The organism is Algoriphagus antarcticus, assembly GCF_002150685.1.
Taxonomy (GTDB): Bacteria; Bacteroidota; Bacteroidia; order Cytophagales; family Cyclobacteriaceae; genus Algoriphagus; species Algoriphagus antarcticus.
The window spans coordinates 1-14634 of the sequence record NZ_MSSW01000108.1; the positions used below are offsets into that span (position 1 = coordinate 1).

Here is a 14634-nt window from a genome sequence, read left to right on the forward strand (position 1 = left end):
CCGTTATAGCCAATGGTAAAAAACGACCGTGCAAGCGACAAACGACCGACCTAAAATTTAAACAAAAGCACAAAGACAAACCATTTTGACAGGTGACCAACATACAAACCATATTTCAATCGGACAAAGACTAAGCCGACACGCTTTGCCAAGGCTTCAGTATTTTTTATTTTCCCCACCGCACATTTTTTTTTATTCAATTTTAGCCAGCCGCACATTTGGCACATTTGGTTTTGCCCGACACACAAGCCGACCCTTCGCAAAATCAAAAGAGCCAAATTTACCCACCCACAGAAAGAAATTTTTAGAGCGACATACTTTGGCGTTTCATACTTCTACTTTTGTTGTAGAAATTAAAAATCAAAGAAGGATGGAAAACAATATCGTGAACTTTAACCAACACGCAACCACGACACTTGGAATGGAAAAAACTTCTTCCAAAATTAGCTTGGGACAAGTGTTTGCTGACAGAGGCGGCTATATTAACGAGTTGAATTTATTTCTTGCTCACTTCAATTCAATTCCGAATTTAATCAGCGAAAAAAATATTGATTGCAAGAGAGCCAACAAATGGTTCAGTGAAACCTATAAGAGTGAAATCAAGCATCACTATTTCATAAAACGCCATTTCAACGGAAGCAAGCAAGCAGAACTTGATGACATCTTTTACATTTTATTTGACGATTTAATTGTTGACTTTGACACCAACTGTTCTTCCGCAAGGTTTCTTTTCAGTAAGACCGAAACATCCAAAATTGAAAAAGTAATTTCTGAAATAAGAAAATTCAAAGAACGAAGCGTAAGAAATAAACCTCTTATTTCTCTGCTGGTTAATACTCCTCATGGCATTGCAACAAAATCTCTGGATATTACAAAACCAAAATTGAACATTGAGGATAATTACAATGACGATTTTAAAAACATTCATCAAACAATATACAAGAGGCTCTCAAAGCAAAACGATAAAGGGTTAGTGTTGCTACACGGTAAACCTGGAACGGGTAAAACCTCTTACATCCGTTATCTGATTTCTTCAATAAAGAAAGACGTAATATTTTTACCTCCAAACATGGCAACGGCAATTACAAACCCTGATTTGATTTCTGTTTTGATTGATAACCCCAATTCGATTTTTGTAATCGAAGACGCAGAAAACATTGTAGTTGACAGAGAAAAAGACGGCAGTTCACCAGTTTCGGCATTATTGAATATTTCTGACGGATTACTCGCAGACTGTTTGAATGTTCAAATAATTTGTTCCTTCAATACGGACATTTCGAAAATTGATAGTGCCTTAATGAGAAAAGGACGACTGATTGCAAAGTATGAATTTAAAGAATTGGAAATTGAAAAAGCTCAACAGCTTTCAAATAAATTGGGCTTTGATACAAGTATCAACAAGCCAATGGCATTAACATCAATTTACAACCAAGACGAAAAAGATTTTCAACAATCAAGAAAAACCAATCCAATAGGATTTCAAGCAATAAACAATAACAGGTTAGCCGAAAACTGAATAGAGTAGGCATTAAAATAAAAAGACAAAAAAATGATTTCAGATGTAAGAGAAAAAGGAAGCCTCATTGAAGTTTATGATGCAAACAGCAAAAGAATTTCATACATGAGTGCAGGAAGCAAAGAACTTGTTGGAGTAGCAAGTAATTTCTTTGTAATTATCAACGGTTCATTAATTGAAGTGTATGACGAAAAATGCAAACGTATTTCATATATGAGCCAAGGAAGTAAAATTGTAAGAGGCGCAGCAGGCAATACGTTTACAGTTAAAAACGGTAGCCTTATTGAAACCTATGATGAAAAATGTAAAAGAATAAGCTACAAAAGTGCATAGTTCATATACAGCAATAGATTTTGAAACAGCACACGGCAAACGTTGGAGCATTTGTCAAGTTGGTTTGGTTCGTGTTGAAAATGGAATCACAAAAGACAAGATTTCTGTTTTGGTGCAACCACCAAATAATTTTTACTGGGATAGATTCATTGACATCCACGGCATCACTCCAGAACAGACAGTAAATGCACCAACTTTTGATATGGTTTGTCAACAATTAGAACCGTTTATTAAACATCAAAACCTTGTCGCACACAATGGCTTCTCTTTTGACTTTCATTGCCTCAAGCAAACTTTGGAATATTATGATATTGCACCAGTAGAGTTTACAGGACATTGCACATACAGAATTTTTGGCGACAACTTAGCTTCACTTTGCAAACATTATAAAATTCCGTTGAACCATCACGAAGCATTGAGTGATGCAATGGCTTGTTCAAACCTTTATCAAATACATTTAAGAAATGAGCATTGAAAATAAAACAATAGAAAAACCTTTGTCATTTGGCTTGTCCAAAATTGCTTCTTGGCAATTAGATTTTGACAACTCAAATGTTGAACTACCTGCATTGCAAAGAAGTTTTGTTTGGAAAGTAAATCAAGTTGAATCTTTGTGGGATTCAATTTTACGTGGTTTTCCAATTGGGTCTCTTCTTCTTTCTAAAAGTGAGGACGAAAAATATTTTTTACTTGACGGACAACAGAGAGCTACATCAATAACTTTTGGGTTTTACGACCCTTGGAATATTGATGAATCTGAAAAAGGAAAATTTTGGTCATTAAAAAATGTTCCGACAATTTGGATTGACATTGCACCAAAAGAAAAAACGGCTACACAAAAATTTGTTTTTAGAGTTGTTACACAATCTCATCCTTGGGGATATCAGCGTATTAATCACAATTCAATTTTAAGTGTTGCAGACAGAAGAAATGCTTTAAACATATTCAGAGAGAACCCTGAAAATAAAAAAGGCGGCTACATTCAAATTTCTCCACTTAATACATTTCCATACGATGCAGATTTGCCAATTCCATTTTCGTTTTTAGTAAAATCAATTTTGGACAACGACAAAAGCTGGAAAGCAAATTTGGTTGCAATGTGTAAAGAGAAATTGCCAACTGAATACATTAAGACAAAACACAACCACTTCAATGAGAAAAGTTATTTAGACCAATTGCAAGAAGTCATTGATAGCGCAGATTTTTTAAACAATATTTTTTGTGCCGTCAAGAATTTAGTGCAAGTAGAAATTCCAACAATCGTAGTAAAGAAGGAGATTTTGAAAGCCGAAGACGAACAGACAGGAGAAGACCCGACTTTATTTGTTCGTTTAAATTCCTCTGGAACAAGAATAGCAGGCGAGGAACTAATTTACTCTATTTACAAAGCATCATTCCCTGAAGCAAAACAATTAGTTGAAAATATTGGAGCAAGTTTTATTGCACCTTCCCAAGTGATTTCATTAGTTTCAAGATTGGCACTTTCAGAAATAAATGAAGGTTCATATCCCTATCCTTTAAGTGTAAACGATTTCAGAAAAAGAATTCAAGATGATAAATTCAAAAGCAAACTTCATGAACTCATAGGAGGTAATGCAAAAGATATTTTTTCCAAAGCGTTCAACTTGCTCGTTTCTGAAAATGAGTTTGAAATACCAATCGTATTGGTAAAAACCCTTGTCAAGGGTTCACCTGAATTATTTTTAATGCTTCTTCAATGGATTAAGCAAAACACCAAAGAAATAACAGCAGATGAAAAACGGAAAGTATTAGCAACTATCACAGCATTATCATGGTTTGGCAGAGACAATACAAAATATGTTCGGGAAGTTTGGAATAGTATTTCAAAAAATAATTTTTGGAGTAAAGAAGTTTTGAGTATTCCATATCTTAACAAAAAAGATTTTATCATGTATCCAATGATTAAACCATCTTCTTTGAGAAGTTATTTACTTCAAAGTGTTGTTACAGAGAATGTTCATTGGGATAATCTTTATCCATCTGCCAATAGTGAAATTGTAAAAATATACAACAGTATTTTGAGCAACGAAATAGAACAGGAAACTGAAATTGCCAATTCGACAAAGGGAATATGGGATAATTTTATAAACAAACTTTTTTGGTGCAAACCTCTTGTATTATTTGCTCAAAGAAAATATATCAATGACAGTTTTGGCGACTTCAATCAAATGGAAAACTTAGAAGATACAAATACACCTTGGGACTGGGACCATATTTATCCAGCAAGTTGGGTTTATGCAAAATGGTATATAAACCCTAATACGAAACATTGGACAAATGCAATTGGAAATTTCAGAGCATTATCATTGGAAGAAAACCGAAGTGAAAACAATTCTCTTTCACCGAAAGACAGGTTGGTAAATGTTAAGGAACAGAGTTTCATAAAAGAAAATGATTGGGAATTTTGGAGTAGAATCAGCGGCAGAATAAACGAAGGCGAAAATGAGATGATTAAAAATCATTTAAGTGCTATTGTCAACCGACTTTGCAACATATATGAAGAATGGTATTCAACATTGAATGTTGGCGAATTATTTAGTTACGAAAAACAGAACTCTTAAAAACTATTTGAATGTCAAAACGAGGTTATATATCAAGATACCTTCTGATTCTAAAGAAGTTGAAAGTAAAACCTTATTCAACTTATGAGGAATTACAAGCCTATATTGAAAATCAATTTGACTATTTGCAAATGCAGGATGATAACTTACAAATAGGTTTTTCAAAACGAACACTTCAACGTGATATAAAGGAAATCAGAAACGTTTTTGGAATTGACATTGAGTATTCAAAATCTCAAAAAGGTTATTTCATAAGCCAAAACGAAAATGAAAACATGAATTTCCAAAGGATGATGGAGGCGTTTGATATGTTTAATTCTTTGAACCTCGCACAAGACCTAACTCCATTTATTCATTTAGAAAAACGCAGACCACAAGGAACAGAAAATTTATATGGATTGCTTCATGCTATCAAAAACAGACTTCAAATAAAATTCACTTATCAGAAATTTTGGGAAGAAGAATTAAGCCAAAGATTAGTGGAACCTTATGCTTTAAAGGAGTTTAAGAACCGTTGGTATATCATGGCTAAAGGCAGCAGAGACAATAATATCAAGAGTTTTGCACTTGACCGTTTGACAAACCTTGAAATAACGAATCAAACATACCAGTATCCAGACAATTACAGCATTGAACAAAGCTACCGTTACTGCTTTGGAATTATCAGCCCAAATGACGAAGAACCGCAAGACATCATCTTATCATTCGACCCATTTCAAGGCAAGTATATCAAAACTTTACCACTCCACGACACTCAACAGGTTTTGGTGGACAATGACGAAGAAATGAAAATTAAACTTAAACTTTGCCTAACACATGACCTTTTAATGGAACTTCTTTCTTTCGGTGACAACATGAAAGTTATTGAACCTAAATCATTGGCTGACAAAATTAAACAAGCACATGAAAAAGCATATAGACAATATTAACAGCCATCGCACAGGTGTAAGCACATTTGCAAGCCACACAAGCCCAAGCACAGACCAAAGCTTGCAAAAGAGCTTCCACCTTTCACTCCCAGACAAAATTGAATTAAAAAAAATCTCCTCCCCTTCAGAAAATAAAAAATACACAACCGCACTACCCGACACGACAAAGACGGCAAAATGCAGTATTGACAATGGTTTGCAAGGACGGACGACAAGAACCACTGGCTATAACATCACCTATACGCAAGCAGGGGTTTCGTGCTTCGTGGGACAGGAAAGTGGTAAAATTAAAGTTCAGTTCTTCGTAGGAAATTCAGTGGTTAAAATCCCTGCCTGCGTATAGCTGAGAACCGTTAGCGGTCATTGTAAAACGACACCTGTAACAAACAAGCGACATCGTTCGTCTTATTAGAAAAATTTATTTATGACAGAGAAAAACAAAATATCAAGAATTGCAGGTTTAATATATTTAGGCGTGGTTCTGACAGGAATTTTCAGTTTAATGTACGTCCCTTCTAAACTAATAAACTATGACAATGCCTCTTTAACTTTTCAAAATTTAACGACCTCTGAAACACTATTCAGATTTGGAATTGTAAGTGGATTACTCTGTTATACTTTTTTTCTCTTTTTGCCGCTTGTCTTGTATAAGTTATTAAGACAAGTCAATGAGAATATGGCAAAATTAATGGTTCTATTAGCAGTCATAAGTGTACCAATGTATTTTATAAATGTTCAAAATGAATTTACTGCACTTTCATTAATTAAAACACCACATTATCTCAAAGTTTTTAGTCAGGAACAAATTCAATCTCAGGTGCTTTTTTATATTGACCAATATGACGACGGAATGCGCCTTATCCATATTTTTTCGGGACTTTGGTTATTTCCTTTTGGATATTTAGTTTTTAAGTCAAACTTTCTTCCTAGATTTTTTGGAATACTCTTGATGCTTGGTAGTTTTGGATATTTACTCGATTTCTTTGGACGCACCTTAATTCCAAATTATTCCGAACTTGGAATTGGTTGGTACATAATTTTACCTGCAAGTTTTGGAGAAATAGGAATTTGTTTATGGTTATTATTTATTGGATCTAAAGAAAAGAGACAACAATCGCAAATAAAGAATTAAAATGGCAACACATTTAGAAGACTTCAAAATAAACATAAGAATTAAACTTTCTGCATTATGGACATCCGTAATGTTTTGCTACATCTATGGTGACTATTAAAACAACGAACCGCTAACATCGGTTTGGCAATATGGCGGGTTTAGTACTAAATTCAAGTTCAGTTTTTCAATTAAACTTTAGTGCAAAGTTGAAGTTTTGTGCTTCGATTTCCGCCACATCGCCAAGCCGAGAAACGTTGTACGTCATGCTGTGAAAATTCCAATTACTCAAAATGAAATATTATGAAAAGGTTTTTTATTTTAATGCTAATGGTAATTCCAATACTAGGTTTTGCACAAAAAATATCCGAACAATCAAACAAACAAATCTATCTACCTGCTGACTTAATAGATGGAAGATTTTTCCTAAAAATACCTACCATCAAGGGAGATACAATTTTAGGGTTTTGCGACACAGGTGGCGGGTACACCGCAATTTATAACTCAACAGTAAAAAAACTTGGCTTAGAGTCAAAAGTCAACTTATTAGACATAGACGGTGACACCACTAAATATATTTCTGCAAAAGAGATATATGATAACCGTGACATGCCCTATCCACAGATTCCTAACTATTTCAAAACTCATATAGACATTCCTTTTATTCAAGCTCCTGACGATGATAAAGAAAGTATATTTTTTGCAAAATTTGTTAATTATCAAATTTTTTTAGGACAATTTTTCTTCATAAATAATGCTTGGACGTTTAATTATAAAACAGGAGAAATGTCAGTAAACACTCCGATTTTAAAAGATAATGTTGACGAAAATATTCAGATTCTCGGTTTTAAAAAAGATATGATGGGGAACAAAAGATTTGGGCATCCAAGAATGAAATTGGTAATTGATGGGAAAACAATTGATTTTCTATTTGATACAGGGGCTACATTTTTGTTAAGCGATAGTGGAAAAGCAAAATTAGGCATTGAAGCGAAAGCTACCGCAGGCTCCTTTATAGCAAAAAGTCTTTTCAACGAGTGGCACCTTCAACATCCTGATTGGAGAATTATTGAAAAAGGAGAATTTACAGGTGCAGATTTAATTGAAGTCCCTGAAGTAAAAGTTGGAAACTTGACAGCGGGACCAGTTTGGTTTGCTAAGAGACCTGATGAAGCTTGGTCAAAAGGAATGATAGGGAGTATGGACAAAGTAGTTAAAGGTGCTATTGGGGGTTCTTTTTTAAAATATTTTAAAGTTACAATTGACTACAATAGTGAGTTAATAAAATTTGAAAAATAGCATACCCATAAAAAGCACGAACGTACAACATGGGGTTTTGCAATATTGGGGCATGACGTTGTAATCTTCAACATTAGCAACATGGCAGCAGTTGTTCGGGCAGGACAAACATCGGTGGGCTTTTGGTTGTTATCTTGTACATTTGTTTTTCAATCGGCAGCGCTTCCGGGCGGACGATTTTCAAATCCCCCAACATCGCAAAGCCCTGTTCGTCAGACCGTGAAAAAACCTTCCTCCCAAAAAAAAGGCCCTCGCCAGCTATGGTTTAAGACTTGTTACCGGCTCTTAAAGCTTCCCGTAAAATATATTGCTATTAATTAAATAAAAATTGGATGATGCTATAATGGCCGTAAAAGGCTTGTTGCAGCCGGGTTTGGAAGGCACAGACCACCTTGGGGTAGTTTGGTTTCCAGTTTTTGAGTGCTTGTAGCATACCATCAAAGCCAAGTATATTTTTGGTGCGCATAAAGTTGTAGCAGAGCATGATCATGTTCATCTCTCCGTTTACTTTTTGCAATCCTTTTAATAAAGTGTGGGTGTAACCAAGGTGCCGTTTGATGGTGCCAAAAGGATGTTCCGCTATGGCCTGCCGTCGCTTGTAATACTGTGGGTTTTGTTTGATGTTATTGTCGTTGAGGTCTACGGCATCCTGGTATTCGCTGCGCTGCACAATGCGTTTGGGAAGTTTGGTGCATTGGTTTTTTAAGGGGCATGTTTTGCAAGCATCCGTACGGTAGGTTTTAAAACGATAACTCGTTTCATTGGCTTCGCCTTTTTTATTGTGCCATGTGCCCAGGCTGGTAAGTGTGGCACCGGCGGGGCAGGTATAGCTGTCATCTTGTTTGTTGTACTCAAAACTTTCTGCAAGAAATTCCTTAGCAATATGTTTTACACCAGGTTGTTCTTTGTAGGCTACATGCGTTGTTATATTTTGCTGCTGACAACTTTGCAACTCTGCACCGGTATGGTAACCTTTATCTGCCAGCAGTACAATGGGATCTTGTTGTTGTAATTGTAAATTTTGTTTTGCCTGTATGGCTGCCCGCTGCAATGCTTTGCCGTCATTGGTGTTGGTAGCCTCGGTGTGTACAATGAGATTGTATTTATCGTCTACAGCGTTTTGTACATTGTAAGCAACTTCTACAATACTTTTTACCACCAGTATGCTGCGGCTATCCGTATCCGTGGTGCTCACCTGCCGGTCGGTGGTGGCATTTAGTTTTTGCTGAATGTCATCGTACTTTATGCTCCGCTCTTTGAGTTTTTTAAGTCCTTCGGCAATCTTTTCTTTTTTTACTTGGATGTCATCTTTGGTTTGATCCTCCTGCTTATCCATCTCATCGAGCTGCTGCAGGTAACGGTCGGTTTTCTCTTCTATAAACCGGCGGTGCTTGTCTATTTTGTTTTGATTGTAATTATTCTTTTTACTATTTACTGCTTTAAACTTACTGCCGTCTACAGCAATGGTGGTTTTGCCGAGCAGGCCTGCATCGCCCAGGAATTGCACATAAAGCCGGAACAAATTTTTGAGCGGTTGTGCCTGTAACTTTCTAAAGTCGGCGATGGTATGATAGTTTGGTTGCAGTTGCTTGAGCAGCCATTGGAGTTCTATGTTGCGCCCGCACTCCCGCTCGAGTTTACGGCTGCTTCGTATCTTGTTGAGATAGCCATACAAATAAAGTTTGAGCAATACTGCCGGCTCATACGGTGGGCGGCCTTCGCTCTTGTGCGCTGTGTTAGTAAAGCCCAGCTTCTGCAATTGCAGCTTATCTACAAAAGCGTCCACAAGTCTTACCGGGTTATCAGCTGCCACCTGGTCATCGAGGGTGGCAAAATAAGTTTGATGGCGTGATGTTCCTGTTACAAAATTCATATGCTATACAACACAAATTTTATGCAGTAGTTTGCTCTATTCACATTGTGTGTATATTTGGTGAGCGGAGGTTTTTTCACAAACTCTCGTTGGTTGCTATTTGACGCAGGCAGTTTAAAATTCGTAGCAGGACAAAACGCAAGAGTTTAAAATAATTTCAACAGCTTTACTTTTGACAAATTTTCAAGCAACGTTATTTTTCCAAAATAGCTTTATTGCCACAGTTTACGTTATAAATTGGATATCTTTTTACTGACACAATCACATTATGCGAGACACGAATGAAAATATGATTGAGTTACTTGAAACTTCAAATAAAGACAATATTTATTCTGCACTTATCAAACTGTCAATTGCAAGCGAAGAGTTGAGATTACGGTTCGGCATTGAGCGAGCTGACTATGGAAGACTAAAACAAATCTTAGAATTTAGACCGTTTGAAAATACAGGTGTGGCACGATACAGATATTTTTTTGCTTTATCTTATCGTAAGGACACAGAAAATCAAGAATTAGTACATACGGCGATTAGAGTTGAGCAATTAGACAGACATAAGCAGTATGAATTTGTTGTTTCAAAAAAATTTGTTTCCAACATACTTTGGTTCAACTCATTGACTGACAAAAAAGATATTGAACCTATGATTGAAAGATGAAAGAAAAACAGCAACCAACAATCGGTTTGGCTATATGGCGGGGTGACGAATATGTACTCAGCTTTTTGTTAGCTATTGAGCTTTAGTTCCAGCCGACGAATAACGTCGAGCAATTGAATAAACAATGAACTTTTATTTATAAATTTAGCATCGGTTACGGGCTGACGATTTTCAAATGCCGCCACATCGCCAAGCCGTACCGTTATAGGCTAACTCCGGGACATTCGGTAACATTCATTCAGATATTTTAGTGCTTTACTTTGAGTGCCAGTTATTTTTGGCAACAGTTTTCTGTTCGATATGATCAAGTTCTTTTTTCGTTTGCACTCTTTGACTGGACAGAAGTAATCGGAGTTACTTTTTGTTTCGATGCAGTTCAATATTTGTAAATGCGGTTTTTGGGTATTTCGGTTTGATATCTTTTCTTTTTGTGCTAGTGTAATGCCTACTGCTCTTCGCAGGGCATTTTAAATCGTAACATTATTCGTTACACCGTGATTCGGGTCGTTAGAAAATTTAAATTCGGATCTCCCCTGCTCAGGTTCTTTTTGCAAAAGTTTAGAAAATTGTTTGGTCAAGTCGTGGTGCAAAACAAAATCGAGACGACACATGCTTCCAAGTGTGGCGGTCAAATAAATCAAACAGATTTTAACTTGGTTACAGTGGCAGCTCAGATCTCGTCAAAGTCGTTCTGTTAGGTAGCAGTATTCGACCAAATACTTGGAAGCTCATTTTTATTATTCGAAACAGCCACCTACTTAACGTCAGCCTATAACAAGCGGTTTGCTGCTATGCTGGCGGAAGTTGGTTCAATCGGCATTTTCTTATTTATCATCTTTTGTTTCGGGCTGACCGTTTTTTGTAGTAATTTGTACTAAATTTAAACATCAGTAATTTTAATTGGCTTCGGTTGCCGGGCTGACAGTTTTTCAAATCCCAGCACAGCAGCAAGCCGTGTCCGTTAGCGGTAATTGTAACGGACCACACAAACCTGAACATTCCAACATTAAGACAAAAAACATTGACTATGAATTTTGGAAATTTTATAACAAGCGACACGGGACTAATACATTTTATAGCTTCTATTCTCGCTCTTTTATTCGGGACATTTATTCTCGTATTACCCAAAGGAACAAAAAAACATAAAATTATTGGTAGACTATATGCATTGACAATGTTGGTGGTTTTAATTACCGCTTTTATGACTTACAGGCTTTTCGGAATTTGGGGAATATTTCATTGGACAGCAGTAATAAGCAGTTTGACACTTATTTGCGGACTTATACCAATTCTGACTCAGCGACCAATCAACAATTATAAATCGCTTCATTTTAGTTTTATGTATTGGAGTATTATGGGTGTTTATGGTGCATTTGTTTCAGAGACATTGGTAAGAATGCCGAACGTAGTTGTTGAAAGTGGAATTCCAAATAGTGTTTTTTACAATATGACAGGAATTGGGACAGCCTTGGTGATGGGTTTTGGTATATACTTTTTTCTTAAACTTAAACCAAAATGGGACAAACAGTTTGAAATAGTAAGTAACAATAAGCAAACAATAAAATAGTAAATAATATGAAAACGAAATTCTTTCTTTTGACCTTTCTACTTCTCTTTGCAAGGGGATGTGACTTCTACTCTACAAGCCTTTGGTTTTTTGACAATCCAACAGGTGAAACAAATCCATTGTATAAACTTTTTGGTGTTGGTTGGACAGGTTTAATTATTGTTAATATAATTATTGTTGGACTAATTATTTATGCCTTTTACTATTATTCGTTTAAATATAGCACGCCAAAAACCAAGTCAACATCAAATACGCTGACTGACTTTGTCTCAGAATTATACTTTAATGAAAAGGGACATTTTCTAAAAGTTTTTTATAGAACTCCAAAAAATAAAAAAATACTACTTGCTCATTCAGGATATGTGTTTGTTCGTGTAGTTATTTTCATAAGTTTCATAGCAACAATTCATAATTTATGTCAGTTCTACAATATCTCTTTTTATAATTCATTTAGAAATTTAGTTGGCAGACCATTATATGTAATTTATGGACTAATGCTAACCTCTGTTTTTTATTTTTCATACAGACTTTGGCAAAAAGAATTTGAGAGTGTAAAAACTAATTTAAACTTAGATTCCAAAAGTCAATGATACTAACAATATCGAACATACAAGAAGAACAACGAACCGCTAACAGGCGTTTGGCAAAAGTGGCGGTTTCGTTATCCGCAGACATATTTGTGGTTAATCAAAGTTTGGTTCTCCGCATTAACATTTGTGGTAAAAATCGCCACCTTCGCCAAGCGCCAAAACGTTATGCCTCATTGTAGGACGACCGTAACCGAACAAAATTTCGTAACTTGCGAAACAAATTATATATCAAAAACGAATGGACGAATTAATACAAAGTATAAAGAATTTAGCTGAAATTTATTCTGCAAACCTGAAAGGGAAAATTGAAGCTCGAACAGAAGAAATGAAAGCTGATGATAACTCTCATTATCTTATCTATCGTGTTTTGGGTATTTCTTTGCAAGAAGGACAACTTATTGACAAATATCAAAACACAGGACGATTCCTTTATAAGTATGCAGGTTCATTTCTCGAAGAAGCAGCAACTTTATGTTTAAATTATAAATTTCCTGATGGAATAAAAACTAAAGTAGAAAACACGATAGGACAACGACCAAAAACATTTGAAATTGACTTTCTAAATGCAAATGACGCAATTGAAGTTAAATGGAGAGATGCTACGACTGACGGAGACCACATTACAAAAGAACATACAAGAGTTCAGGTAATTAGAAATCACGGATATAAACCTATTCGGGTTATGTTCTATTACCCACAAAGAGAACAAGCAATCAGAATTCAACAAACTCTAAAAACACTTTATGCAGGTGTTGAAGGCGAGTATTATGGTGGTGATGAAGCTTGGGAATATTTAAAAGCATATTCAGGAGTTGACTTGAAAGCTATTTTAACAGAAATTGCTAACGAAAGAACACCTCAAGATGGAAACTAATAAAATCTATCACGGAAATTGTGTTGAAAAACTCAAAGAAATTGAAGCCAACAAAGTTGACTTAATTTACTTTGACCCACCTTTTTTTACACAATGTAAACATAGTCTTACCAACAAAGATAATTCTAAAACGTACGCATTTGATGACAAATACAACTCTATTGAAGAGTATTTAACACTTGTTGAAAATGTTTTAGAGCAATCAAAAAGAGTTTTGAAAAACACAGGAAGTGTATTTCTACATTGCGACAAAACTGCATCGCACAATATTAGAGTTTTGATGGACACGGTGTTTGGGCGTGAGAACTTTCATAGTGAAATTATTTGGTCATACAAAAGATGGTCTAATGCAAAAAAAGGACTTTTAAATGCTCATCAAGTAATTTTCTTCTATTCAAAAACACAGGATTTTAAATTCAATACGCTTTATACTGACTATTCGGCAACAACAAACCTTGACCAGATTTTACAAGATAGAGAGCGTGATGAAAATGGTAAATCTGTATATAAAAAAGATGAAAACGGAAATGTAATTTTAGGAAAAGAGAAAAAAGGTGTTCCGCTTTCTGACGTTTGGGAAATCCCATATTTAAACCCAAAAGCAAAAGAAAGAACAGGCTACCCAACTCAAAAGCCAGTTTTATTGCTTAATCAAATTTTAAACATCGTAACAGACGAAGGAGATTTAGTTGTTGACCCGTTTTGTGGTAGTGGAACAACTTGCGTTTCAGCAAAATCTTTAAAAAGACAATTTATCGGTATTGATATTTCACAAGATGCTGTCGAACTTGCTAATTCACGATTACAAGAAATGGTGATTTCTGAATCAAACTTATTAAACAAAGGAACAAACGAGTATCAAGAAAAAACTGAAAAAGAGCTTACTATTTTACAAAATATCAATGCTTTTCCAGTTCAGAGAAATAGTGGAATAGACGGATTATTAAAAGACCATTTTGAAGGTATGCCAGTTCCAGTAAAAATTCAAGGAGAATATGAAACGATTGAAGATGCAATTGAGAAATTAGAAAAAGCATCTTATGGTAAGGACTACAAAATGAAAATCTTAATCCAAACCAGAGAAACAGGAATAAGCAGACTCTTTGGTTTTGAATCGGACGTAACAATAATAAAATCACTTGAATTACAGACAAAAGATTTGATAAAGAAGAACAACGAAGGCATAACAGCACCTACCCAAAAGGCGGGGTTTCGTGTTCCAAAGACAGTTTAGTGGTTAATGGAAGTTTAGTTTTTCAAATCAAGTTTTGTGGTAAAAGTCCCGCCCTTCTTGTAGCTGCAAAA

Annotated in this window: 14 protein-coding genes; 13 read left to right on the forward strand and 1 reads right to left on the reverse strand. The window is 35.4% G+C overall.

Annotation, left to right across the window (positions count from 1 at the left end):
• The first annotated feature begins 85 nt into the window (after positions 1-85).
• The 8 genes from BVH04_RS24285 to BVH04_RS24320 all read left to right on the forward strand — a co-directional run bounded on the left by BVH04_RS24285 (position 86) and on the right by BVH04_RS24320 (position 7770).
• The gene (locus BVH04_RS24285; protein WP_086544050.1) at positions 86-1516 is read left to right on the forward strand and encodes an AAA family ATPase; all 1431 of its coding nucleotides are present in this window, start codon (positions 86-88) and stop codon (positions 1514-1516) included.
• Between the two features lie 33 nt (positions 1517-1549).
• Positions 1550-1849, forward strand: coding sequence for a hypothetical protein (locus tag BVH04_RS24290; RefSeq protein WP_086544051.1), 300 nt, complete (start codon positions 1550-1552; stop codon positions 1847-1849).
• Complete coding sequence (locus BVH04_RS24295) at positions 1842-2324, forward strand: exonuclease domain-containing protein (protein ID WP_086544052.1); 483 nt, start codon at positions 1842-1844, stop codon at positions 2322-2324. The genes BVH04_RS24290 and BVH04_RS24295 overlap by 8 nt, the downstream gene beginning before the upstream one ends.
• Positions 2314-4431: a DUF262 domain-containing protein gene (locus tag BVH04_RS24300; RefSeq protein WP_086544053.1), complete on the forward strand. Its 2118-nt coding sequence runs from the start codon at positions 2314-2316 to the stop codon at positions 4429-4431. Before BVH04_RS24295 ends, BVH04_RS24300 begins: the two co-directional genes overlap by 11 nt.
• 11 nt (positions 4432-4442) lie before the next feature.
• A complete protein-coding gene (locus BVH04_RS24305; RefSeq protein WP_086544054.1) occupies positions 4443-5360 on the forward strand; it encodes a helix-turn-helix transcriptional regulator in 918 nt (305 codons plus the stop codon).
• Positions 5335-5703, forward strand: a complete 369-nt coding sequence (locus tag BVH04_RS24310; RefSeq protein ID WP_086544055.1) for a hypothetical protein — start codon at positions 5335-5337, stop codon at positions 5701-5703. Before BVH04_RS24305 ends, BVH04_RS24310 begins: the two co-directional genes overlap by 26 nt.
• A gap of 81 nt (positions 5704-5784) precedes the next feature.
• On the forward strand, positions 5785-6492 hold the full coding sequence (locus tag BVH04_RS24315; RefSeq protein ID WP_086544056.1) for a DUF4386 domain-containing protein: 708 nt from the start codon (positions 5785-5787) through the stop codon (positions 6490-6492).
• A 282-nt stretch (positions 6493-6774) separates the two neighbouring features.
• A complete protein-coding gene (locus tag BVH04_RS24320) occupies positions 6775-7770 on the forward strand; it encodes a retropepsin-like aspartic protease (protein ID WP_140160659.1) in 996 nt (331 codons plus the stop codon).
• A gap of 313 nt (positions 7771-8083) precedes the next feature.
• On the opposite strand, the gene BVH04_RS24330 is transcribed toward BVH04_RS24320, so the two are convergent.
• Positions 8084-9643 carry an IS1182 family transposase gene (locus BVH04_RS24330; RefSeq protein WP_086544059.1) on the reverse strand — a complete coding sequence of 520 codons (1560 nt, stop codon included), beginning with the start codon at positions 9641-9643 and terminating at the stop codon, positions 8084-8086.
• Between the two features lie 289 nt (positions 9644-9932).
• Between BVH04_RS24330 and BVH04_RS24335 the strand changes: the two genes are divergently transcribed.
• The 5 genes from BVH04_RS24335 to BVH04_RS24355 all read left to right on the forward strand — a co-directional run bounded on the left by BVH04_RS24335 (position 9933) and on the right by BVH04_RS24355 (position 14563).
• The gene (locus BVH04_RS24335) at positions 9933-10298 is read left to right on the forward strand and encodes a hypothetical protein (protein WP_140160660.1); all 366 of its coding nucleotides are present in this window, start codon (positions 9933-9935) and stop codon (positions 10296-10298) included.
• A gap of 1027 nt (positions 10299-11325) precedes the next feature.
• Entirely contained in the window at positions 11326-11865 is a 540-nt protein-coding gene (locus tag BVH04_RS24340) for a DUF2306 domain-containing protein (protein WP_086544061.1), read from the forward strand.
• A gap of 8 nt (positions 11866-11873) precedes the next feature.
• Positions 11874-12455 carry a hypothetical protein gene (locus BVH04_RS24345; RefSeq protein ID WP_140160661.1) on the forward strand — a complete coding sequence of 194 codons (582 nt, stop codon included), beginning with the start codon at positions 11874-11876 and terminating at the stop codon, positions 12453-12455.
• Positions 12456-12693: 238 nt separating this feature from the next.
• Positions 12694-13329: an ApaLI family restriction endonuclease gene (locus BVH04_RS24350; protein WP_086544063.1), complete on the forward strand. Its 636-nt coding sequence runs from the start codon at positions 12694-12696 to the stop codon at positions 13327-13329.
• Complete coding sequence (locus tag BVH04_RS24355; RefSeq protein ID WP_086544064.1) at positions 13319-14563, forward strand: DNA-methyltransferase; 1245 nt, start codon at positions 13319-13321, stop codon at positions 14561-14563. Before BVH04_RS24350 ends, BVH04_RS24355 begins: the two co-directional genes overlap by 11 nt.
• The last annotated feature ends 71 nt before the right edge of the window (positions 14564-14634 follow it).